The sequence below is a fragment of the Lacrimispora sp. 210928-DFI.3.58 genome, from assembly GCF_020554865.1.
In the GTDB taxonomy this organism is placed as follows: Bacteria; Bacillota; Clostridia; order Lachnospirales; family Lachnospiraceae; genus Enterocloster.
Window position 1 is genome coordinate 1 of the sequence record NZ_JAJCIC010000030.1, and the last position, 21417, is coordinate 21417.

22 protein-coding genes, 1 tRNA gene and 2 pseudogenes are annotated in these 21417 nt (G+C 48.5%); 18 read left to right on the forward strand and 7 right to left on the reverse strand.

Annotated features, from left to right (window positions below):
* Positions 1 to 234: 234 nt before the first annotated feature.
* Positions 235 to 308 (reverse strand) — tRNA-Pro (locus LIZ87_RS16475).
* A 76-nt stretch (positions 309 to 384) separates the two neighbouring features.
* Here LIZ87_RS16475 and LIZ87_RS16480 point away from each other — a divergent pair.
* The 3 genes from LIZ87_RS16480 to LIZ87_RS16490 all read left to right on the forward strand — a co-directional run bounded on the left by LIZ87_RS16480 (position 385) and on the right by LIZ87_RS16490 (position 4569).
* On the forward strand, positions 385 to 1185 hold the full coding sequence (locus LIZ87_RS16480; RefSeq protein WP_227148475.1) for a Cof-type HAD-IIB family hydrolase: 801 nt from the start codon (positions 385 to 387) through the stop codon (positions 1183 to 1185).
* 18 nt (positions 1186 to 1203) lie between these two features.
* On the forward strand, positions 1204 to 2634 hold the full coding sequence (gene lpdA / locus LIZ87_RS16485; protein ID WP_227148476.1) for a dihydrolipoyl dehydrogenase: 1431 nt from the start codon (positions 1204 to 1206) through the stop codon (positions 2632 to 2634).
* Between the two features lie 105 nt (positions 2635 to 2739).
* The gene (locus LIZ87_RS16490; RefSeq protein WP_227148478.1) at positions 2740 to 4569 is read left to right on the forward strand and encodes an aminopeptidase P family protein; all 1830 of its coding nucleotides are present in this window, start codon (positions 2740 to 2742) and stop codon (positions 4567 to 4569) included.
* 74 nt (positions 4570 to 4643) lie between these two features.
* On the opposite strand, the gene LIZ87_RS16495 is transcribed toward LIZ87_RS16490, so the two are convergent.
* Positions 4644 to 5240 (reverse strand): prolyl-tRNA synthetase associated domain-containing protein, encoded by a 597-nt coding sequence (locus tag LIZ87_RS16495; protein ID WP_178317197.1) that lies wholly within the window; start codon positions 5238 to 5240, stop codon positions 4644 to 4646.
* 204 nt (positions 5241 to 5444) lie between these two features.
* Between LIZ87_RS16495 and rlmD the strand changes: the two are divergent.
* The 12 genes and pseudogenes from rlmD to LIZ87_RS16555 form a co-directional block, all read left to right on the forward strand.
* A pseudogene (gene rlmD / locus LIZ87_RS16500) lies at positions 5445 to 6581 on the forward strand (23S rRNA (uracil(1939)-C(5))-methyltransferase RlmD); the annotation flags it as partial.
* A gap of 435 nt (positions 6582 to 7016) precedes the next feature.
* The gene (locus tag LIZ87_RS16505) at positions 7017 to 7928 is read left to right on the forward strand and encodes a helix-turn-helix transcriptional regulator (RefSeq protein ID WP_178317198.1); all 912 of its coding nucleotides are present in this window, start codon (positions 7017 to 7019) and stop codon (positions 7926 to 7928) included.
* A 4-nt stretch (positions 7929 to 7932) separates the two neighbouring features.
* Positions 7933 to 8352 (forward strand): VOC family protein, encoded by a 420-nt coding sequence (locus tag LIZ87_RS16510; protein ID WP_178317199.1) that lies wholly within the window; start codon positions 7933 to 7935, stop codon positions 8350 to 8352.
* A 43-nt stretch (positions 8353 to 8395) separates the two neighbouring features.
* Positions 8396 to 8758 (forward strand): annotated as a pseudogene (locus LIZ87_RS22945) (GyrI-like domain-containing protein); the annotation flags it as partial.
* A gap of 106 nt (positions 8759 to 8864) precedes the next feature.
* A complete protein-coding gene (locus LIZ87_RS16520) occupies positions 8865 to 9611 on the forward strand; it encodes an N-acetyltransferase (RefSeq protein ID WP_178317200.1) in 747 nt (248 codons plus the stop codon).
* Between the two features lie 11 nt (positions 9612 to 9622).
* Entirely contained in the window at positions 9623 to 9934 is a 312-nt protein-coding gene (locus LIZ87_RS16525) for a TfoX/Sxy family protein (protein WP_227148480.1), read from the forward strand.
* A gap of 614 nt (positions 9935 to 10548) precedes the next feature.
* Complete coding sequence (locus LIZ87_RS16530) at positions 10549 to 11955, forward strand: RNA-binding domain-containing protein (protein ID WP_227148482.1); 1407 nt, start codon at positions 10549 to 10551, stop codon at positions 11953 to 11955.
* A gap of 307 nt (positions 11956 to 12262) precedes the next feature.
* The gene (locus LIZ87_RS16535) at positions 12263 to 12493 is read left to right on the forward strand and encodes a hypothetical protein (RefSeq protein WP_227148484.1); all 231 of its coding nucleotides are present in this window, start codon (positions 12263 to 12265) and stop codon (positions 12491 to 12493) included.
* 124 nt (positions 12494 to 12617) lie between these two features.
* Positions 12618 to 13211 carry a LysE family transporter gene (locus tag LIZ87_RS16540; protein ID WP_227148486.1) on the forward strand — a complete coding sequence of 198 codons (594 nt, stop codon included), beginning with the start codon at positions 12618 to 12620 and terminating at the stop codon, positions 13209 to 13211.
* A gap of 159 nt (positions 13212 to 13370) precedes the next feature.
* Positions 13371 to 14561: an ion transporter gene (locus LIZ87_RS16545; RefSeq protein ID WP_227148488.1), complete on the forward strand. Its 1191-nt coding sequence runs from the start codon at positions 13371 to 13373 to the stop codon at positions 14559 to 14561.
* Between the two features lie 20 nt (positions 14562 to 14581).
* Entirely contained in the window at positions 14582 to 15595 is a 1014-nt protein-coding gene (locus LIZ87_RS16550) for a transglutaminase domain-containing protein (RefSeq protein WP_227148490.1), read from the forward strand.
* Between the two features lie 43 nt (positions 15596 to 15638).
* Positions 15639 to 16493 carry a patatin-like phospholipase family protein gene (locus tag LIZ87_RS16555; protein ID WP_227148532.1) on the forward strand — a complete coding sequence of 285 codons (855 nt, stop codon included), beginning with the start codon at positions 15639 to 15641 and terminating at the stop codon, positions 16491 to 16493.
* A 47-nt stretch (positions 16494 to 16540) separates the two neighbouring features.
* Here LIZ87_RS16555 and LIZ87_RS16560 read toward each other — a convergent pair whose 3' ends face one another.
* The gene (locus LIZ87_RS16560; protein WP_227148492.1) at positions 16541 to 16966 is read right to left on the reverse strand and encodes a hypothetical protein; all 426 of its coding nucleotides are present in this window, start codon (positions 16964 to 16966) and stop codon (positions 16541 to 16543) included.
* Positions 16959 to 17099: a hypothetical protein gene (locus LIZ87_RS16565; RefSeq protein ID WP_227148494.1), complete on the reverse strand. Its 141-nt coding sequence runs from the start codon at positions 17097 to 17099 to the stop codon at positions 16959 to 16961. Before LIZ87_RS16565 ends, LIZ87_RS16560 begins: the two co-directional genes overlap by 8 nt.
* Positions 17100 to 17325: 226 nt before the next feature.
* Here LIZ87_RS16565 and LIZ87_RS16570 point away from each other — a divergent pair, with 226 nt between their 5' ends.
* The 3 genes from LIZ87_RS16570 to LIZ87_RS16580 are packed head-to-tail and all read left to right on the forward strand — an operon-like array spanning position 17326 to position 18700.
* Entirely contained in the window at positions 17326 to 17805 is a 480-nt protein-coding gene (locus LIZ87_RS16570; RefSeq protein WP_227148496.1) for a spore coat associated protein CotJA, read from the forward strand.
* Positions 17802 to 18065: a spore coat protein CotJB gene (locus LIZ87_RS16575; protein ID WP_178316870.1), complete on the forward strand. Its 264-nt coding sequence runs from the start codon at positions 17802 to 17804 to the stop codon at positions 18063 to 18065. Before LIZ87_RS16570 ends, LIZ87_RS16575 begins: the two co-directional genes overlap by 4 nt.
* Positions 18065 to 18700 (forward strand): manganese catalase family protein, encoded by a 636-nt coding sequence (locus LIZ87_RS16580; RefSeq protein ID WP_178316869.1) that lies wholly within the window; start codon positions 18065 to 18067, stop codon positions 18698 to 18700. The genes LIZ87_RS16575 and LIZ87_RS16580 overlap by 1 nt, the downstream gene beginning before the upstream one ends.
* 42 nt (positions 18701 to 18742) lie before the next feature.
* Here LIZ87_RS16580 and LIZ87_RS16585 read toward each other — a convergent pair whose 3' ends face one another.
* The 3 genes from LIZ87_RS16585 to LIZ87_RS16595 form a co-directional block, all read right to left on the reverse strand.
* The gene (locus LIZ87_RS16585; RefSeq protein ID WP_227148498.1) at positions 18743 to 19339 is read right to left on the reverse strand and encodes an ATP-binding cassette domain-containing protein; all 597 of its coding nucleotides are present in this window, start codon (positions 19337 to 19339) and stop codon (positions 18743 to 18745) included.
* 37 nt (positions 19340 to 19376) lie between these two features.
* On the reverse strand, positions 19377 to 20114 hold the full coding sequence (locus tag LIZ87_RS16590) for an ABC transporter permease (RefSeq protein WP_227148499.1): 738 nt from the start codon (positions 20112 to 20114) through the stop codon (positions 19377 to 19379).
* Between the two features lie 123 nt (positions 20115 to 20237).
* Complete coding sequence (locus LIZ87_RS16595) at positions 20238 to 21356, reverse strand: ABC transporter substrate-binding protein (protein ID WP_227148501.1); 1119 nt, start codon at positions 21354 to 21356, stop codon at positions 20238 to 20240.
* Positions 21357 to 21417 lie beyond the last annotated feature (61 nt).

Below are 21417 nucleotides of genomic sequence, written 5' to 3' on the forward strand. Positions count from 1 at the left end.
AAGAAAAGTGGTGCTGGGCGTAATCAACTAGCACCAACTTTGTCTACAGTCTGAGCCGAGGTGAGAGCCTCGGCTTTTGTAATGCCGGATGATGCAGCATCTGTGTGATTCTTTTGACATAGCTTGATGAATCCGTAATGCTGGGGTATAATGATAGGAGGTTTTGCGGTTCAGACTGTACGGAAGAATCAGGACAAAAAAATCCCTGATCTTCAAACGATCAGGGATAAAAAATCGGAGTAACAGGATTTGAACCTGCGACCTCTCGGCCCCCAGCCGAGCGCGCTACCAAGCTACGCCATACTCCGCCTCGAACTTCTATATTATAGCAGAGTTTTTTTGATTTGAAAAGCCCTAATTTTGTTTTTTTAGGAGAAATTTTACATGACACAGACAAATCCCAAGAAGAGGATCGTAAGCTTTGATCTGGATATGACCCTGTTGGATCACAAGACCTGGAAAATACCGGACAGCGCTATGAGGGCGCTTAAGTGTTTGAAGGAAGACAGTGTTGTTGCGATCGCCAGCGGCAGAAATATGGACCATGAGATGAGTATTATGTATAAGGAGCTGATACAGCCGGATGCTGTTATCCATATGAACGGTACGAGGGTGGAGGCAGAGGGAACGGTGCTGTATGAGCATTTGATGGATAAGGAGAGGCTGAGAGCTCTTCTGTCCTATGGGGAGAAGAACGGTATTTCTGTGGGTGTCAGCATGAATGGGCATGATTATTTTACCAACATTCCAGGGGTAGTGCTCTATGATAAGACGCGCTGGGGCATTTCAGAGCGCAGCTTTCAGGATGTCTGGGAGCTTATGGATATGCCTGTGCGCACATTGGTTTACATAGGGGGACCGGAGCGGATAGAGGAGCTGGAGTCCGCATTCCCTGATTTGAAATTCCCTATGTTTTCGGGACGTATGGGCGCAGATGTGGTGGAGAAGGAGGCTTCCAAGGCAGAGGGGCTGAAACGGCTGTGCGAATATTACGGGATCGCCATGGAGCAGACCGTAGCCTTTGGAGACAGCATGAATGATTATGAAATTATCCGTGAAGCAGGCATCGGGATCGCTATGGGCAATTCCTGCGGGGAATTAAAGGCAGCGGCAGATTATGTAACGGATGATATTGATAAAGACGGAGTGTGGAATGCCTGCCGGCATTTCGGACTGATAGGATAGGAAAATGGGAGGTTAAGGATGGCAAGAAAATTTGATCTGGTAATTATCGGGGGAGGCCCAGGAGGCTACACAGCGGCTCTCAAGGCAGCAGAGTTTGGAATGAAGGCAGTCGTGATCGAGGCGAAAAAAATAGGGGGAACCTGTGTGAACCGCGGCTGCATTCCCACAAAGGCTCTTCTTCATGCCTCGAATATGTTCCACATGATGCAGAACTGTGATGAATTTGGCGTATCCACGGATTTTATTTCCTTTGATTTTGCGAAAATGCAGCGGTATAAGAGGGAAGCTGTTATAAAATACAGGGAGAGCGTGGTGCGGAATTTTGAGCGCCTTCAGGTGGAAACAGTCCACGGCACAGCCACACTCCGGCGTGACAGGACCGTGGAGGTCGAGCTGGCAGAGGGAGGAAAAGAGTTTTTCCAGGGCACTCATGTGATCATTGCCACAGGCGCTCTTCCCATTATGAGCCATATTCCGGGAGCGAATCTGCCGGGAGTCTGGGACAGTGACAGGCTGCTGGCAGCTCAGAACTGGAATTTTGACCGCCTGACGATCTTAGGAGGCGGAGTGATCGCCGTGGAGTTGGCGACGATCTTCAATAATCTGTGCGCTCATGTGACGATCATTGAAAAGCAGAAGCATCTGATGGCACCCATGGATGACATTATGTCAATTGAATTGGAGAAGGAGCTGCGCAGGAAGGGAATTGATATTTACTGTGACGCCACTGTGACTGAGATCCGGGAGGAAGAAAACGGCCTTTGGTGCACCATCACCCCAAATGAGGAGGGAGAGCCTGTGAAGATGCGGGCAGGACAGGTGCTGATGGCTATTGGACGGCGTCCGAATATTACACGGCTTATGGGAAATGATGTTTCCCTTAAGATGCAGAATGGAAAGATTGCAGTATCAGAGGATTTTGAGACGAGCGAGCCGGGAGTTTATGCCATTGGCGATGTATGTACGAAGAATCAGCTGGCACATGTGGCAGCGGCCGAGGCCACCTATGTGGTGGAGAAGCTGGCGGGAAGGAATCACAGCATCCGCCTGAAGGCCGTTCCCAGCGGGATGTTTGTCTCCCTTCCCATTGTGCCCAACTGCATCTATACAAGTCCGGAGATCGCAACAGTAGGAATTACGGAGGAAGGGGCAAAGCAGGTGGGACTGAAGGTGCGCTGCGGCCATTTCTCCATGAGGGAAAATGGAAAGTCCATTATTTCAGGAACGGAAAATGGCTTTATCCGCCTTGTATTTGAGGCGTATTCCAATACCATCGTGGGCGCGCAGATGATGTGTCCCAGGGCAACCGATATGATCGGGGAGATCGCTATGGCCATTGCCAATGGACTCACAGCGGAGCAGATGTCCTTTGCCATGCGTGCCCATCCTACATACAATGAGGGGATCGGGCTGGCGATTCAGGATGCCATGCACCACGAACCTGTATAAGCCGGGTCACTCAGCTTAAGAAGACTACGCTGAGTAAGTGTGGCACGTACTGCACGCAAGGGCCTGAGGGCAGACGCTGCGTGCTCATAACAAGGAGGAAATTTTATGAATATGATTGAAGAGAGGCTGAAAAGCCTCCGCAGCCTGATGAAGGAGCGGGGGATGGATGCCTATATGGTACCCACGGCAGACTTCCACGAGTCGGAATATGTAGGGGAGCATTTTAAATGCAGGAAATATCTGACAGGATTTACCGGATCCGCAGGCACCGCAGTGGTGACGTTGGAGGAGGCAAGGCTGTGGGTGGACGGCCGCTATTTTGTCCAGGCAGCAGGCGAGCTTTCAGGAACCTCCATTATCATGATGAAGATGGGCTGTGAGGGAGTTCCCACAGTGGAAGAATATTTGGAGGAAATATTACCGCAGAAGGGCGTTCTGGGCTTTGACGGCCGGGTAGTAAATGCCTTGGCCGGGTCAGAGCTGGAGGAGCGGCTGGAGGAAAAGGAGGTTTCCTTCTGCTGCAGCGGGGATCTGGTAGGAGCTATCTGGAAGGACAGGCCGCCGCGCTCCGCAGAGCCGGTGTGGGTGTTAGATGAGCGGTATGCAGGAAAGGCGGCGGAGGATAAGATCAGGGATGTGAGAGCCGCCATGAAGAAGGCCCATGCTACGGTCCATGTGCTGACATCCCTGGATGATATTGCATGGCTGCTCAATATACGCGGAAATGACATTGCCTATAACCCGGTGGCGCTGGCTTATGCAGTGGTGACAATGGATAAGCTGTATCTATTTGCCAATGAACAGGCTCTTGAAAATAACGCATATCCATATTTGGATAATGATGAGAATGTGACAACCAGGGCCTATCTGGAGGGAAAGGGAGTTACCATACTTCCTTATGAGCAGATATATGAGATGGCGGCAGAGCTCAAGGGAGAGCGCGTTCTTCTGGAGATGGGCCGGGTAAATTACTCCATTTACTGCCTGTTAAAGGAATCAAATAAGATCATCAATAAGATGAATCCCACAGCAGAGGCCAAAGCTGTGAAGAATGCGGTTGAGATCGAGAATGAGAAAAAGGCCCACGTAAAAGACGGCGTAGCAATGACAAAGTTCATCTACTGGCTGAAGAAGAATATTGGACGGATCCCCATGGATGAGATCAGCGTATCGGATTATCTGGAGGAGCTGCGAAGGCAGCAGGAGGGCTGTCTGGGACTCAGCTTTTCGACCATATCCGCATACGGAGCACATGGGGCTATGTGCCACTATTCCGCCACAGAGGAGAGCAATGTAAAGCTGGAGCCCAGGGGACTTTATCTGGTGGATTCCGGCGGACAGTATTATGAGGGAACCACAGATATCACAAGGACCATTGCATTGGGGCCTCTCACAGATGAGGAGAAGGAGCATTTCACCCTGGTGCTCATGAGCATGCTGCGGCTGGGAAATGTGAAGTTTCTCCATGGATGCCGGGGGCTCAGCATTGACTATGCTGCCAGAGAGGTGCTTTGGAAGCGGGGATTGAACTTTGAGCACGGTACAGGCCATGGAGTAAGCTATCTCTCCAGCGTTCATGAGCGTCCAAATGGGATCCGTTTTAAGATGGTTCCGGAGCGTCAGGACAGCGGAGTGTTTGAGGCTGGAATGATCACCTCAGACGAGCCTGGACTTTATATTGAGGGCAAGCATGGAATCCGTACAGAGAACCTGATCCTTTGCGTGGAGGATGAGAAAAATGAATATGGGCAGTTTTTGCGGTTTGAGTACCTGACCTATGTTCCGATCGATGTGGAGGCCATTGATAAGTCACTGATGACGGAGCAGGATGTGGAGTATCTGAACCAGTACCACCGGGCTGTGTATGAGAAGATTTCTCCTTATCTGACTGCGGAGGAGGCAGAGTGGCTAAAAGGTGTGACCGCTGCTATCTAATGACCAAACTATATACGCCGGAATCGGATATGCCTGCTGCAAAAGAGCGGCAGGCGGTCAGATTCCGGCGTGTTTTATGCTTCTGTATAGGGAAGGTCAACTAAAGTGTAGGGATGGCCGATGGCCGGAAGGATCTTGTCCAGCAGATCCCTTGTGCGCAGCCTCAGACTGGAGGTGTTGATGCAGGGATGACATCCGATGTATTCGTGGTTTTCCAGGACATCCTTGTCGATCAGCAAACGTACGCGGTGCTCCTTGTCATTCATGAGTCCGAGAACGCTGACAGAGCCGGGAGTGATGTCAAGGAATTGCTCCATAAATTCCGCTTCAGCAAAGGAAAGACGGGCGCTTCCGATCTGTTTGGAGAGAATGGCTGTCTTGAATTTTTTGTTTCCCGGCATCATGAGAAGATAAAAGTCGGTCTTTTGAGCATTTCTCAGAAACAGATTTTTACAGATTTCGATTCCCAGAAGCTTGTCCACCTCGTGGCAGGCCTCAATGGTGGGCATAGCGTCGTGGTCCAGGCGCTGGTAGGGAACATGGAGGGAATCCAGCAGGTCATAGGTGCGTATTTCCTTCTCCGGACGTCCTGAGATATCTGAGGGGCGTCCGGTGTAAAGAGTCCGGTCAATATAGCAGGTCTGGTTATCTGGTATGGGATGTGTGGTCATGTGCAGTACCTCGTTTGGAAAGTGTTTTAAACTGGGTGCAGTTCTTTTTATTTACACATTATATAGGATATATGGTAAAATGTCCACGTGGATATCATTTTCAGAGGAAAGAGAACATAAAAAATGGAATATTTCAATAATAGAAAAGAGAAAAAGGGCAGTGTGAAAAATGAGGCTTCAGGGAGAAACGGGAAGGGGCAGGGACTATGCCCGGTAAGCCAGCTGTGCGGCGGCTGCCAGATGCTGGACCTGGAGTATGAGAAGCAGCTTCGCTTGAAGCAGAAGCAGGTGGAGGAGCTGTTAAAGGGTTTATGTCCGGTAAAGTCCATCATAGGAATGGAGAATCCCTTTCATTACCGCAACAAAGTGCATGCCGTGTTCTCCCAGGACAGGAGGGGCAATACGGTTTCCGGAATTTACCAGGAAAACAGCCATATTGTAGTTCCGGTGGACAAGTGCATGATCGAGGACGAGAAGGCGGATGAGATCATCGTCACGATCAGGGGAATGCTGAAATCCTTTAAAATACGCCCCTACAATGAGGATACAGGCTATGGGCTTCTGCGCCATGTGCTGGTGCGCCGGGGCTTTCAGACCGGGGAGATCATGGTGGTTCTGGTAACGGCATCCCCTGTATTTCCCTCCAAACACAATTTTGTGAAGGCGCTTCGGGAGAAGCACCCGGAGATCACCACTATTATCCAGAACATCAACAGCAGAGGCACCAGCATGGTGCTGGGAGAGCGGGAGCAGGTGCTGTACGGGAAGGGATACATTGTGGATGAACTGTGCGGCTGCAGGTTCCGGATTTCCTCGCGTTCCTTTTATCAGGTGAATCCGGTGCAGACAGAGCGGCTTTATGGCAAGGCTCTGGAGCTGGCCGGGCTGACCGGAAAAGAGACGGTAGTGGATGCCTACTGCGGGATTGGGACAATCGGTATTATTGCCAGCCGTCATGCAGGCCGCGTCATAGGCGTGGAGCTGAACCAGGACGCAGTGAAGGACGCCATCAGCAATGGTAAGCTGAATGGGACAAAGAATATCCAGTTCTACTGCAATGACGCCGGAAGGTTTCTTGTGAATATGGCTGCCCGCGGAGAGAAAGCCGACATTGTGATCATGGATCCCCCCAGAAGTGGAAGTACGGAGGCTTTTATGAGTTCGATTGGAAAGATGGGGGCAGAAAAGGTGGTGTATGTCTCCTGTAATCCGGAGACATTGGCCAGGGACCTGAGATTTATGAAGAAGCTGGGGTATAAAGCGGTGGAGGGATGGGCGGTGGATATGTTTCCGGCGACTGCTCATGTGGAGACTGTGTGCCTCTTAAGCCGCATAAAATAAGGGTTTATGAGGATTTTTTAAAGCCAAAAAGTGGGCGGTGACAACCTTTTGACAACCCTTTTTTGAGAAGTTGTCAAAGGGAGGCCGCCTTTTCAAATATATCCACACTGCGGGAGGCCATGGTATCCGTGGCAAGGAAATTCAGGAAGAGGCCGGGGACAAACGATGGAAGAGTTCCATTCTGTCTCCTGGTGTGTACACTATACTCGAAGTAAAAGCCGGACAGGGGTCTAAGACCGGGATTGGTTTTATTTCGTTGGATTTTGTGCAAAAGCGATAACGGAATAACGGATCGTTATTGAGCCTGCGGGCATGGGGATAATTCCTGATGTTTGCAGGTTTTTTGTTTACGAAAAAATTTCTAACTGATATAATAAACATGACATACAGCTGTCGTGTTGAGCTTGCTATGATATTAACGGAGCGTGAGAGATTATGAAGATAGACAGGCTGATAGGAATATTGTCGATCTTACTGCAGGAAGAGAAGACAACGGCTCCTGAACTGGCAGAAAGATTTGAGGTGTCCCGCAGGACAATAAACCGGGATATTGAAGATCTCTGCAAGGCCGGGATTCCTATAAAGACTGCCCAGGGTACCGGTGGTGGAATCAGCATTATGGACGGATACCGCATGGACAGAACGGTCCTGACATCAAAGGATATGCAGATGATCCTTGCGGGGCTTAGGAGTCTGGATAGCGTAAGCGGAAGCAGCTACTATGGTCAGCTAATGGAGAAGATCCAGACCGGATCATCGGATTTCCTCAGTGGAAGGGATTTCATGCTGATTAATCTGTCGTCATGGTATAAGGACTCTCTTGCACCAAAGATTGAAGTAATCCAGAGCGCAATAGAGAACAGGCATCTTGTGGAGTTCAAGTATTATGCTCCATCGGGAGAAAGCAGAAGGACGATAGAACCATATTATCTGGTTTTCCAATGGTCAAGCTGGTATGTATGGGGATGGTGTTTGAAACGTGAGGATTACAGGCTGTTCAAGCTGAACCGTATGGACAGAGTTGCAGAAATGGGGAAAGATTTTGTTTGTCGGAATGTACCTATGCCGGATCTGTCAAATGAGAAGATATTTCCGGGCTGCATAAAGGTGAAGGCTCTTTTTGCACCGGATATGAAATGGCGGCTGGTTGAAGAGTTTGGTCCGCATTGTTTCACGGAAGCGGATGATGGAAGGCTGCTTTTTTCGGCAGAATATACGGATATGGATAACCTTGTGACATGGCTTATGACATTTGGGTCAAAGGCTGAAGTATTGGAGCCGGTTGAGGTGCGGAACATTATCCGCAGGAATGCGGAAGAAACATTACAGATTTACATGGAGGATTAGGATAATGAGATTAGATGGCTTTGGATTATTTGTTGAGGATATGGCAAAGATGATCCGTTTTTACAGGGACGTTCTTGGATTTGAGATTAAGGAAGAAGAGGATGCGTCAAATGTTTATCTTGTGAAGGACGGAACATTGTTCCTTTTGTATGGCAGGAGAGACTTTGAGAAGATGACAAGACGGAGATATGAATATATCAAGGGACTGAATGGTCATTTTGAAATGGCGTTATATGTCGATACATTTGCTGAGGTTGATGAGGCGTATAAGAAGGCTGTAGAAAATGGTGCGGCATCAGTGCTTCCGCCGGAGCTGGAACCCTGGGGACAGAGAACCTGCTATATCGCGGATCCGGAAGGAAATCTGATAGAGATCGGTTCATGGAACAAGCCTTATGAAGAGAAGGATCTGACGGTGGGATAAAGGCTATGGCCTTGATTATAAGAAGGAATAGAAAGAGTTCGATATGCCAAAGGGAACGCTTGCTATCGTAACTGTTCCGAAAATGAATTAGATAGCGGTAAGGGGCAGCGGGAATCCCAATGATGAAGATGGCGAATACAAGCAGGCTATAGGTTTTCTGTAGGGGATTGCATTTACGATGAAGATGAATAAAAAAGGTGATCATCAGATAGACGGATACTTCGATTATGTGGTGCCGCCTTTGGAAGGATCCTGGTGGCAGGGCGAGCGGCATCCGGTGGATGCCATGGTGCGAACAGACTGAGCCGGCAGGCGAGGCGGCGTGGCTGGTGTTGCTTATGCACATAAGGATACTTTTCAATGGATATCCGCCATCCGTTTGCCGGAATTTGTTACGAAAGAAGATCGTGTCATATGATGATGAGCCTGCCGCGGTAGAGGTGATACACGTAAGGCTGCCACGGAGAAGCGGAAGACCGTGGCAAGGCATCCGATAAGGAGGGCTTGAATGTATGGAATATATCAGAGTTACGAAAGAAAATCTTGAAAAGGAGCACATCTGCTGTGCCATTTCAAACAAAAGGGATGTGCAGGTAGCATCGAAAAAAGCTTGGCTTGCAGACAGGCTTGATGAAGGACTTGTGTTTCTTAAGAGCGTGGAACGTGGTAAGTGCTTTATTGAATATCTCCCTGCGGAGAATGCATGGAATCCCATCAATGCCCCGGGGTATATATATATCGATTGTCTGTGGGTATCAGGTTCTTTCAAGGGACATGGATATTCAAGTGATCTGCTTTCCGAATGTATTAAGGACAGCAAGGAGAAGGAAAAGAAGGGGTTGTGTATTCTGGCAGCAGCGAAGAAAAAACCGTTCTTGGCAGATCCGAAGTTCTTAAAGTACAAAGGCTTTGAGGTCTGTGATGAGGCTGATAACGGAATTCAATTATGGTATCTGCCATTTGAAAAGGGAGCAGAGACTCCTTCGTTTAAAGAATGTGCAAAGCATCCTCATATAGATGAAGGTGGCTATGTTCTTTTCTATACAAACCAGTGCCCGTTTAATGCGAAGAATGTGCCGGTTTTGGAAGAGACGGCTGAGAAGAATGGTATATCTTTCAAGGCTGTAAAGATTGAGAGCAGAGAGGATGCTCAGAATGCACCGACTCCGATCACAACATATGCTCTGTTTCATGACGGTGAGTATGTCACGAATGAGCAGATGAATGATAAGAAGTTCTTGAAGCTTATCAATGGGTAGGAGGAAATGATATGGCGTCAACAAAAGAGTATCTGGATTTTGTCATAGAACAATTATCATGGCTGGATGAAATCAGCAGCCGGGCAATGATGGGAGAATACATCCTTTATTATCGAGGAAGGGTGTTTGGAGGAATATACGATGACGGACTTCTGGTGAAGCCGGTTCCGGCGGCTGTAAAGCGGATGCTGGATGCTGAAATGGAACTGCCTTATGAAGGAGCCAAAGAGTTGATTTTGGTTGATGATGTAGATAATCGGGAGTTTCTGGGTGAGCTGATTGAAAGTATGTGGGAAGAACTGCCGGAGAAAAAGAAAAAATAAAAAGGAACCGTTGTGGCTGATGGAGAAGTTTTTCTCTGCCAGCCATTATTCTTTGCTCAAAAATTGGAAAAAGCCGTTAACTCATACCTAAACCTTCAGAAAAGCTGAAGGAGGTCTGAGTGATGTATATCCTGGAATATAAGGACGGAGTGAAACCAGAAAAGCTAAGTCCGAAGGCAAAAGCCAATATGGAGCGCCGTTTGCGAACTTTTTGCGAGCGGCGCTTTTAGCGCTGACAGACAGAGCAAAACCCGACATAATGAAGTTCAGGGGATACTGTGTGACGATGAGCAACCGAAAATGGAAACCTGATACCTATGTGAAATTTAGTTTGGATATGGAAGATTATTATAGGATTAAGGATCAGGAAAAATAACTAATTTTAATGTATTGAACTTATAGCGACAACTGCTGATACGTGTAGATTAATAGCTGTTTTTTGTGATATATATAAAAGGCTGCATTTTTACAAAGAAACTGTGTTGACCATGGACATTGAAATGTAAAAGTGCATAAATAAGAAAGAATGAGAAAAAATAAATTTATCACCCACTTTATCACCCACCTATGCTATAATAAGTGGGTGATAAACTCATAAAGGAAGGTAAATCAATATGAGGAAAGCAGACGAAATAATAGAAGAACTTCGGAAGTATGATTCCGAAAGAGAGTGGTTTGAATTTAAGGAAAATTGGTTTAAAGCAGATGAGTTGGGTGAATATATATCAGCATTATCTAATAGTGCAGCTATTGTAGGGAAAAAGTTCGCATATTTTGTCTGGGGAATCAATGACCAGACCCATGAAATTGTTGGAACTAGTTTCAATTGCAATCAAGATGTAAAGCATGAGCCATTAAAACACTATCTTGCAAGGCAGTTTAGCCCAGATATCAATTTTACATTTGAAGAACTGCTTATAGAAGGGAAAAGGATTGTTCTTTTAACTATTCCGGCAGCGAAATCTTTACCTACATCCTATGCAAGAGAAAGGTATATTCGTATAGGATCAAGCAAAGAAAATTTAAGAAAATATCCTGAAAAAGAAGCCTTTCTATTTGAAGTACTCAGGCATGGATTTCCAACAATAGAGAATACTCCGTCAGACTATCAGGAACTTACATTTGAAAAGCTGCTTATTTATTATGGAGCAAAAGGATTAAAGCTGAATCAGGATACCTTTAAAAAGAACCTGTCTTTCTATACAGAAGACGGGAAATATAATATTTTGGCACAGTTATTATCTGATAATTCACATATACCAATTCGGGTAGCAATTTTCTCTGGCACGACAAAAGCAGATAATATGTATTCCGTGCGTGAATTTGGCAATCAGTGTCTATTGTATTCATTGGATGAGGTATTGCGTTATGGTGACGTGCTGAATATCATTCAGGCAGATGAAAGGGAACGTGTTGTTGAGAGAAAAGAAGTTCCGTTATTTGAAAATGATGCTTTTCGTGAGGCGGTGATTAATGCCTTCGTTCATAATAAATGGGTAAGTGGAAATGAGCCGATGATTACGGTATTTTCTGATAGAATTGAGATATTGTCCCGGGGTTCCCTTGCACCGGAACAGACGATGGAAGGTTTTTTCGCAGGAGAATCTGTACCGGTGAATAAGAAATTGTCAGAAATATTGTTGCAGCTTCATATTAGTGAAAAAACTGGACGAGGTGTACCTAAAATTACGCAGAGATATGGAAAAGAAGCCTACGAATTCAGAGAAAATTCTATTGTAGTTACAATTCCATTTAATTGGATTAATGTTATGGGCGATAAGGTGGGGGATAAAAGGAGTGATAAAGTGGGTGATAAAAATACTGGGTTATTCTTGAACCATACGCAGGCCCGTATTTTGGCAGAGATACGGAATAATCCGAATATTACGAAGCCACGTCTTGCTGAGATACTTCAACTCGGTAAAACTACGATAGATAAAGGAATAGCAGTTTTAAAGAAATGTGGATATATAGAAAGAGTAGGTTCTAATAAATCCGGTTATTGGAAGGTGTTAAAATAAAGTAAGCGTATTTTAGTGAATTTGACCAATGCCTCAGCGGAGAAAAATAATAAATAGCTTAAGGCGGCATATAGAAATTTGCGATAGGCTATAACAGAGAGAAGTACATGTCAGGTGACGGTAGCGATCTACCGAAGAACAAAACCCTGTAGAGTTGGAATATTGTGTAGAGGAATACCATACCGCAGATGTTGAAGTAACAGAACTATCTACGGCTGCTTATGTGAAGAAGGAAAGCCAGATGTTGATTGCTGATAAGATGCAGTAAATTGTTGATGCGGAGGCTCCAATCACGTATGATCGGTTGATGAAGAAAACGTTGCGGGCATTTAATATCGCAAGATCCAGCACACAGACGTTGGATGTAACGGATAAGGCGCTGAATAAAGATAGCCTGCTTAAAGCTACGATTCGGACAATGGGGTATGCAAGAAGCAGCACTGCATTACTTGCCGCGGCAGAGCGAGGTCTGAAGTATGGCAGGAAGACCGGAGAGATTGTTCAGGACGCGGAGAAGCGGTTTATGTTAAGCAGTTGACAAAACTTGAATAAAAAACGTATGTACAAACAAAACAGCGATTAAATTCGGTTGCTCAACGAAAAGACAGTCGAAAGTATCGCATTGCTTCAGAAGAACAAAAATAATTAGGATGGTGATGAGAATGCCAAAAACGATGCTTCCTTCTTTTCTTCTCTACTGCTATATTGGTGCGATCACTCCGGGGCCGGCGAATCTTTGTTCCCTGTCTACGGCGCTTCGGTTTGGAAAAGGGATCGCATTGCGGCAGTGGAGGGGATTGTTTACCGGATTTTTTCTTGCGTCTATGGTGTCAGTGGGGATCACATATTTTCTGGGAACAATGTTGAATCAGTATGTGGGGATATTTGCGTGGGTGGGAGCAGGCTATATTCTGTGGATGGCATGGCATATGCTCCGGCCTTCGGGGAGCCTATCGGAGAAAAATGTGGACATGCCGTGCTTTCGGACCGGGCTTTTGGTGCAGCTGACCAATGTAAAGATCATGGTATTCTGCCTTACTGCATTGGCATCCTACGTATTGCCCTACAGCGGCTCCTTCTGGGTGCTGCTGGGAGTAGGCCTGTTTCTTCCCTTTACCGGGCCAATAGCCAATCTGGTATGGTTATTTGCGGGGGCCTCCCTGCAGCGGTTATTTGTCAATCACCGCAGGGCGGTGGATATTGTGATGGCGGCTTCTTTGATGCTGTGTGCAGTCAGTTTGGTATGGCCTCATTGAGGAGGGGAAGATCAGCGTACTGTCAGAAAGACATATGAAATTTCTGTTTAGAAGTGGGAGGAAATATGCTATATTATTGTAGGGGAACGGTAGAGGTCTGTTTACAGCAGAATGGAGTTGGATTTCAAGAACAAAAGAAAAATAAGCGGGGAAATGATTATGAGAGGGGTAAAACGCCGGACATTTGAGATCATCCAGATAGGGAAGGATCAGGATATTCCGAGCATTGCATTTGACTTTTTTATAGCGGTGGTGATAGTCGCCAATCTGTTTGTGACGTTGTTCGAGACCTTTTCTGCGGCTGAACCATTTATGAAGCTGCTGCAGACCGTGGATTTTATAACAATGGTCATCTTTGGCATTGAATATAGTCTGAGAGTGTGGACGGCTGAATACCTGTATCCGGAGAAAAGTCCGGCAAAAGCAAAGCTTGCCTATATGCGCTCCTTCTATGGAGTGATCGAGATGCTGACGTTCCTGCCGTATTTCCTTCCGGTATTTTTTCCGATGGGATTGGTGGCCTTTCGGATGTTCCGTGTGGCAAGGATCTTCCGGCTGTTCCGTATCAATACATACTACGATGCATTCAATGTTATTACTGATATATTGAATGAGAAAAAGGATCAGATTTTTTCGTCTGTCTGTATCATCATGATACTGATGATCGCCTCTTCCCTGTGCATGTACAGCCTGGAGCATGACGTGCAGCCGGACAAATTTCAGAATGCATTTTCTGGGATCTGGTGGTCCATGTCAACGCTGCTCACAGTGGGCTACGGAGATATTTATCCCATTACTTCAGCGGGACGGATGATTGGAATTTTTATTGCATTTCTGGGCGTAGGAACAGTGGCGATCCCTACAGGTATTATTTCAGCGGGCTTTGTGGAGCAGTATACAAAGTTAAAGACGATCTCCACCTATTCTGACGAGTCAGACATCCGCTTTATTACATTAAAAATCGATGAAGGCCATATCTGGCAGAACCTTCCGGTGGAAAAGATCTTTCTGCCGCCGGGCCTTATTTTGGCAGCTATCTGCCGCGGAAACAGGACGATTGTGCCGCGGGGCGACACGGTCCTTGAGGCCGGGGATAAGCTGGTGATCGGAGCAGAGGGCTACAAGGATGAGATCGGCATAAAGCTGAAGGAAATTGTCCTGAGGGAGCGCCATCCGTGGGTGGGTAAGCCTATCCGTGACCTGGATATTTCCAGGCAGACCCTGATCGTCATGGTGCGCAGAGGAAACAAAATCATCATTCCAAATGGTTCGCTGGTATTACAGGCAGAGGACATGGTGATCATGTATACAAAGCGGGATGTGCGTGACAGTGTGGAGATCAGCCTCTGATAGGATCCGGGGAGGAAGAAATGGAAGCATATTATTACAGCCATATGAATAAAAGGGAGCAGAGCGTGTATCATGCAATGAGGAGCGGACTTACTGCTCTTGCCCCCTCTTTTCCGGTTCCGAAAATGGAGGGAAAGGAGTTGGGCGATATCTTTTTTAAGCTCCGCCTAGATTGTCCGGAGATATTCTACGCAGTGAGCTTTCACTACCGTTTTTACCAAGGGGCAGACAATGTGGAAATGCTCCCGGAATACCTGTTTGACAAGGCAAAGGTGAAGGAGCATAAGAGTGCAATGGAGGCCCGTGTGGCGAAGCTTGCCAGAGCCGGGGCCGGCCTTACGGAGTGGGAGAAGGAGAGGTATATCCATGATTTTATCTGTTCCAATGTACGCTATGACAAGCTGAAAAAGCCCTATTCCCATGAGATCATCGGGCCCTTAGGGCAGGGCGTGGGAGTGTGTGAGGGCATTGCGAAGTCAGTAAAGATCCTGTGTGATGCCCTGGGCATCTGGTGCATGATCGCCATTTCTGACAAGAATACAGAGAAGGGCATCAAGTACCGCCATGCGTGGAATATTGTGAGGATTGGAGGGACGTATTATCATCTGGATGCGACCTTTGACAACAGCTTAGGGCGCGATGGCATTATCCGGTACGACTATTTTAATCTGGATGATGGCCGGTTCTTTAAGGACCATGAGCCCCTTTTATATGAGGCGCCGCCGTGCGGGGATGGGAATCACTTTTATTATAAGGAGAAGAAGCTTTCCTTTACAAAGGCGGAGGAGGTGTTCAAACGGGCACAACAGGCTGCACGGAAGGGAAGGCCGTTTTTGTTTCACTGGCGGGGCGGATATCTCACCAGGGAGGTGCTGGCTGAGCTTGCGGAGGGGATCAGGAAGGCGGCAGAGGAACGGGGAATGTATGTGAAGCTGAGCCTCAATTGGCCGCAGGCCGTGATACTGGCCGTGTTTGTGAAAGAGGCGGCAGAGAAGGAGATCCGCATGGAAAATGCCAATGAGGGAGAGGAATAAAGAGGAGTATATCTCCTATATGGAGAGGCAGAAAGGAAGGACTATGGAAGGCAGAAAAAAGATAGGTCTTGTGCTGGAAGGCGGAGGCATGAGAGGCATTTATACAGCCGGCATTCTGGATGTTTTTATGGATCATGGCATCCGCTTTGACGGAGTGATCGGGGTTTCTGCAGGAGCAGTCCACGGCTGCTCCTTTATCGCGGGGCAAAGGGGAAGAAACATCCGTTATTATAAAAAATACTGCAATGACAGGCGTTTTATGAGCTTTTGGAACCTGATCACAACGGGAGATATTGCGGCGGAGAAATTCTGCTACCATGAGCTGCCGGAACGGCTGGAACCCTATGATTATGAGGCCTTTGAACGGTCAGATACAGAGTTTTATGTGGGATGCAGCAATCTGGAGACTGGGAAGGCGGAGTACATTAAACTGACGGATATGAAGGGACAGATCGACTGCCTGAGGGCATCTGCTTCCCTGCCCTATGTGTCCAGGATCGTACGGGCTGAGGGGATGAAACTGTTGGACGGAGGCTGTACGGACAGCATACCGGTGAAGGCTTTTATGAGGCTGGGATTTCAACGGGATGTGGTGATCCTGACCAGGGAAAAGGGCTATAGAAAGGAACCGGAGCATACGTGGATGGCAAGGCTAATGTACCGCAGATATCCGAAGTTTGTGAGGGCTGTTGCGAGACGCCATCTGGTCTATAACAAGACGCTGGAGGATATAGAAGCCCTGGAAAAGGCAGGAAGGATTTTTGTGATCCGTCCCAGGGAGCCCTTGAACATTGGCCGTATGGAGCATGACCCTGAGGAACTGCAGCGGGTTTATGATATTGGAATGGAGGATGGAAAGCGCCAGCTGGCAGATATGGTGAGCTGGATGGAAGGCTAAGGTATGCCCGGCAGCGGTTGCTGCCGGGCATCATGCTATGCTGTCTGTCAGTCGCTGCAGGTGTTGCAGCCGCAGCCGTCATTGCGGCTGTCACGGCGCACTTCCTCTAAGGTAAAGCTGCGCCCCTGGCGGCCCCAGGAGCCGTCATTGAAGCCGGCCCAATAGCCATCGCGGAAGCCATCCTGGTATGCGCGCCTTCTTACGCCGCTGCAGATGTCATTATTGCTGAAAGTGGTATTGCAGCCGCATCCACAGGTGCTGTTTGTGTTGAAGCCGAAAGTATTGTTACAGCCGCAGTTATTGCCGCAGCCCCAGGTGTTGCCGCAGCCCCAGGTATTGCCACAGCCCCAGGTATTGCAGCCGCATCCACAGCCACAGCGGGAGGTATTGTTGCATCCACAGCCACAACGGGAGGTATTGCAGTTGCATCCACAGCTATTTCCACGGTTACATCCAGATCTAGAATTACACATATATGATACTCTCCTTTTCATTGATCTGCTGTTCCAAAAGAGAACGGCAGGTTGATACTGCACTGCATGATACGGCGGTGCCTGCCGCCTTTTTTGCTGCCTTGCAGTGGTTGATTGGTTTGTAGTATATCATATGGGACGGGGAGACAAAGTGTGAATGACCGTCTGAAATATTTTCCTGTCACGGGCAGAGGATGGTTTCATAAACTATAGTAGAAAATGGATTGAAAGGAGTATCCAAATCTATGGATCCTTATACAGATGTACGCGGACAATGCTGCGGCAGAGGACGCTGCCGCATGCCGCGCAATGCTTCAGCTTGCGGCAGCAGCGGTTATACGCGGCCTTTTCGTACAGATATGATGAATGACTTATGGCAGGGCTGGGAGAGTATGGAGGGGTGGGCTTCGATACCGCCGGTTGAGGCGTATACGCAGCCAGGTCAGTCCTATATGCAGCCTGATCAGTCCTATATGCGGCCCAGTCAGTCTTCTATGCAGCCAGGTCAGTCCTACACGCAGCCCAGTCAGCCTTCTATGCAGCCCAACGAGTCCTATGCGCAGCCTGATCAGTCCTATACGCAGCCTGGCGGATCTTCCATGCAGCCAGGTCAGTCCTACACACAGCCCGTTCAGTCCTATATGCGGCCCATCCAGCCGGGTAATGGCTGCTGCCCGTCTACAGCAGCCGGCTGTCTGGAGCAGCAGTATCCCACTGCAATGGCCTATGTGCCATGGCAGCAGTGGCAGGCGACCTATGGGCCGGAGCGGGGGCTGGCTCAGGGAACAGTCTTTCCGGAGATGGATCTGCCATTTATATTCGGGGGGTGCAGCAGATGATGAACACTACATCACGCGATGCTATGCTCCAGCAGGTAAATCAGGCCGGATTTGCCATGGTAGACGCTAATCTTTATTTAGACACACATCCCTGTGACACAGAAGCCATTGCCTATTATAATGAGATGCGGGAGGCCTACAGGAGCGCGAAGGAGGCCTTTGAAGCACATTTCGGGCCTCTCCGGGCATCAGGAAATGCAGACACCGCATATTGGTCCTGGGTCAGTGATCCATGGCCCTGGGAAGGAGGCGATTACTGATGTGGATATATGAAAAACGCTTGGAATTTCCGGTGAACATCAAAGAGCCAAATGCGAAAATGGCGCAGTTTATCATGAGCCAATACGGCGGTCCCGATGGCGAGATGGGCGCCTCCATGCGCTATCTCTCCCAGCGCTATGCCATGCCTTATAAGGAGTGCAAGGCAACGCTCACGGACATTGGAACCGAGGAGCTGGCACACCTGGAGATCGTTGCGGCCATCGTCCATCAGCTTACGAGGAATCTGACAGCAGAGGAGTTAGTAGAGCAGGGCTTTGGGCCTTATTATATTGACCACACAACAGGAATATGGCCCCAGTCGGCAGGCGGGGTTCCCTTTAATGCCTGTGAATTCCAGTCAAAGGGAGATGTGATCACAGACCTGCATGAAGATATGGCTGCGGAACAGAAGGCCAGAAGTACTTACGACAACATCCTTCGGGTGGTGAAGGATTATGATGTCTGTGAGCCTATCCGGTTTTTGAGAGAAAGGGAGATCGTGCATTATCAGAGATTTGGCGAATTGCTGCGCATCACCCAGGAGAAGCTGGATGAGAGGAATTTCTATGCCTTTAATCCGGCTTTTGACGGTAATCCTATGCCGGGACGGCAGGGGCAGGCCGACCAGCTGTAACAGTCAGGTTGTCGGGACAGTTACAGGCGGAAGCGGACAGTTCTATAGACGGATGATCTGTCCATTCAGCAGCAGGGCATCCTCCTCCTGGTGGGTCGTCACCAGGAGGAAACGGCCTGCGCGGCGGTCTAAGATATAGCGGATGACCTCCTGCTTTGTACCCTCGTCCAACCCTGTGAAGGGCTCGTCCAAGAGCAGGATATCGGAGGGAGCAAGCATAGCCCGGAGGATTGCGACACGGCGCTTCATGCCGCCGCTTAAGGTGGAGACAGGGCGGGTGAGGCATTCTTCGGGCAGCAATTTCAGAAGCTCTTTTTTGAGATCAATATCCTTTTGGCAGTTTCCAAGGACCATTGCCACATTTTCCATGGGAGAAAAAGACTCGCACAGCCTGTTTTCCTGAAAAACGGCGGATATTCTCAGGCTGTGAAAGGGAGTGGACCCCTCATGGCACTCGGCTGTGATGAGCCCGGAATCCGGCTGCTCCAGTCCCATGAGAATGCGCAGCAGGGTAGTTTTGCCGGAGCCGGAGGGACTCATAAGGCAGTAGCAGATATCCTGCTTTAAGGTCAGGCTGACCTGATCCAGCACAGAAAGAGCTCCATAGCTTTTTGTAATATGGTCTAAATGGATATACATGGATGTGATACCTCCCGGATGCTTGATGAAAAAGGGCCTAATGGCGGATATGTCCCAGAAGCCACAGGAAAATGCGCTCAAAGACAGCGCTGATCAGGATAATGACAAAGGTCCAGGCAAACAGTCCGGCAGTATCCAGGTAGAGCTTAGAATAGTAGAGCTGTTCGCCGATGGAGCTGTCCGGTATGCCAATGACTTCGGCAGCAATACCTGATTTCCAGCTCATTCCCAGGGCAGTCCTGCAGCCGCTTACAATGTATGGATGGACGGCAGGAATATAGATAAAGCGTATCCTCTTCCAAAGAGGAAGAGAGAAGACCGAGGCCATCTCCAAAAGCTCATTGCTGGTACTCATAAGGCCTGCCAGGGTACTGGTGTAGATCATGGGAACTACCACCAGGAAGGAAATGAAGACGGAAAGATTGCCGGAACCGATCCATATGAGAGCCAGGATGACAAAGGAGGCTACAGGGACAGATTTGACCAGGAGCATGACTGGCTCTAAAAGCTCCCTTATGAGAGGACATGCATAAGCAAAAGCCCCCAGCAATATCCCGCAGCCAAAGGCAGACAAAAATCCCAGGCTTATCTTGAAAAAGGAGTGGGAAAGGGTGATCCAGAAGCCTGCGGTGCGGCCCTGGTCCAGGAGAGCAGCCATCATATCAAGAGGACCTACGAAGATGACAATATTATTGATCAGAATGTGGACGGCCTGCCAGACTGCTATCCAAAACAGCCATATGATCCATTTCCTGACAGTATGGGCTTCCCTCATAAAAACCTATCCTTTCTGTGACAATATAATAATGGCATGATAGCCGGAAAACGGCGGCGCAGGATCATCTGCTCCGCCGTCTCCGTGAAAAACTGGTGAGTGAAAATGCGTAACGATTCAGCACTATGGCATATAGTAGAAATCATCTCCCGGCATAGCGCCGCCGATGGATGCCGCATCCTGGCTGTTTAATACCTCCAGGTATCCGCTCAAGGCATCCTTCATTTCCTGGCCTGTGATGCAGACAATGTTGCAGAAGGGAAGTGCCTTCTGGGCAATCGGAGCCTTTTCAACGATGCCCTGGTCTGCGATCAGCTGTGCTGCTTCCTCAGGATGCTCTGAGGTATAGGCAGCGGAGGAAGCGTGATCCTCTAAGAACTGCTTTACAGCCTCCTCATTCTCCGCTAAAAAGCCGCTGCGGGCGATGGTAACGCCTGTGACAAGCTGGCTTTTGCTTTCTGCATTTAACAGGTTCCACTGCTCTGTCAGATCCAGCACTGTCTTAAGTGCATCATTCTGGATGCAGGCAGCTGTGGCGAAAGGCTGCGGGAGAACGCCGATGGCGGAGGGGTCTTCCTTTAAGATAGAAGCCACCTCTGTTGCCTCTGATTTAAACTGCAGGTCCACATCATCCCCGGTGAGTCCATTTTCAGCAAGGAGGTAATTTACCACATACTCGGGAGTCGTTCCCTTTCCGGTCATGTAAATGGTCTTGCCCTTTAAATCTGCCATGGAAGCAATGGAATCATCGGATGCAACCACATAGAGAACGCCCAAGGTATTGATATCGATGACGGCTACCTGACCCTTTGTCTTGCTGTAAAGGACGCTTGCCACATTAGCAGGTACCAGAGCAATGTCCAAGTCTCCGGTTGCGATCTTGCCCACCAGCTCATCTGCCTTTCCTGCCATGGTAAACTCATAGGAAAGGGCGGCCTCACCATTGGCGGCAGCATCCATCAGCTGTACAAGTCCCATGGAGGTAGGGCCCTTTAAGGAGCCTACACGGACAACCATACTGCTGTCTGCGCTGCCGGCTTCGGGTTCAGAAGCCTGGGCGGCACTGCTGTCTGCTGTGGATGAAGCCTCCGGGGAAGCTTCGGCAGATGCTGCTTCTGTGGTCTGTACTTCGGCAGCCTGTGTCTCAGAAGCCTTTGGTGCAGAAGACGGATTGCCGCAGCCGCCAAGGACAAAAGAGGCGCCCAGAAGAGCTGCCAAAAGCAGGTTCATACGTTTCTTCATAATACATCTCTCCTCTCATAAACAACCTCTACTATAGCATAGAACCCTTATGTTTTCTACA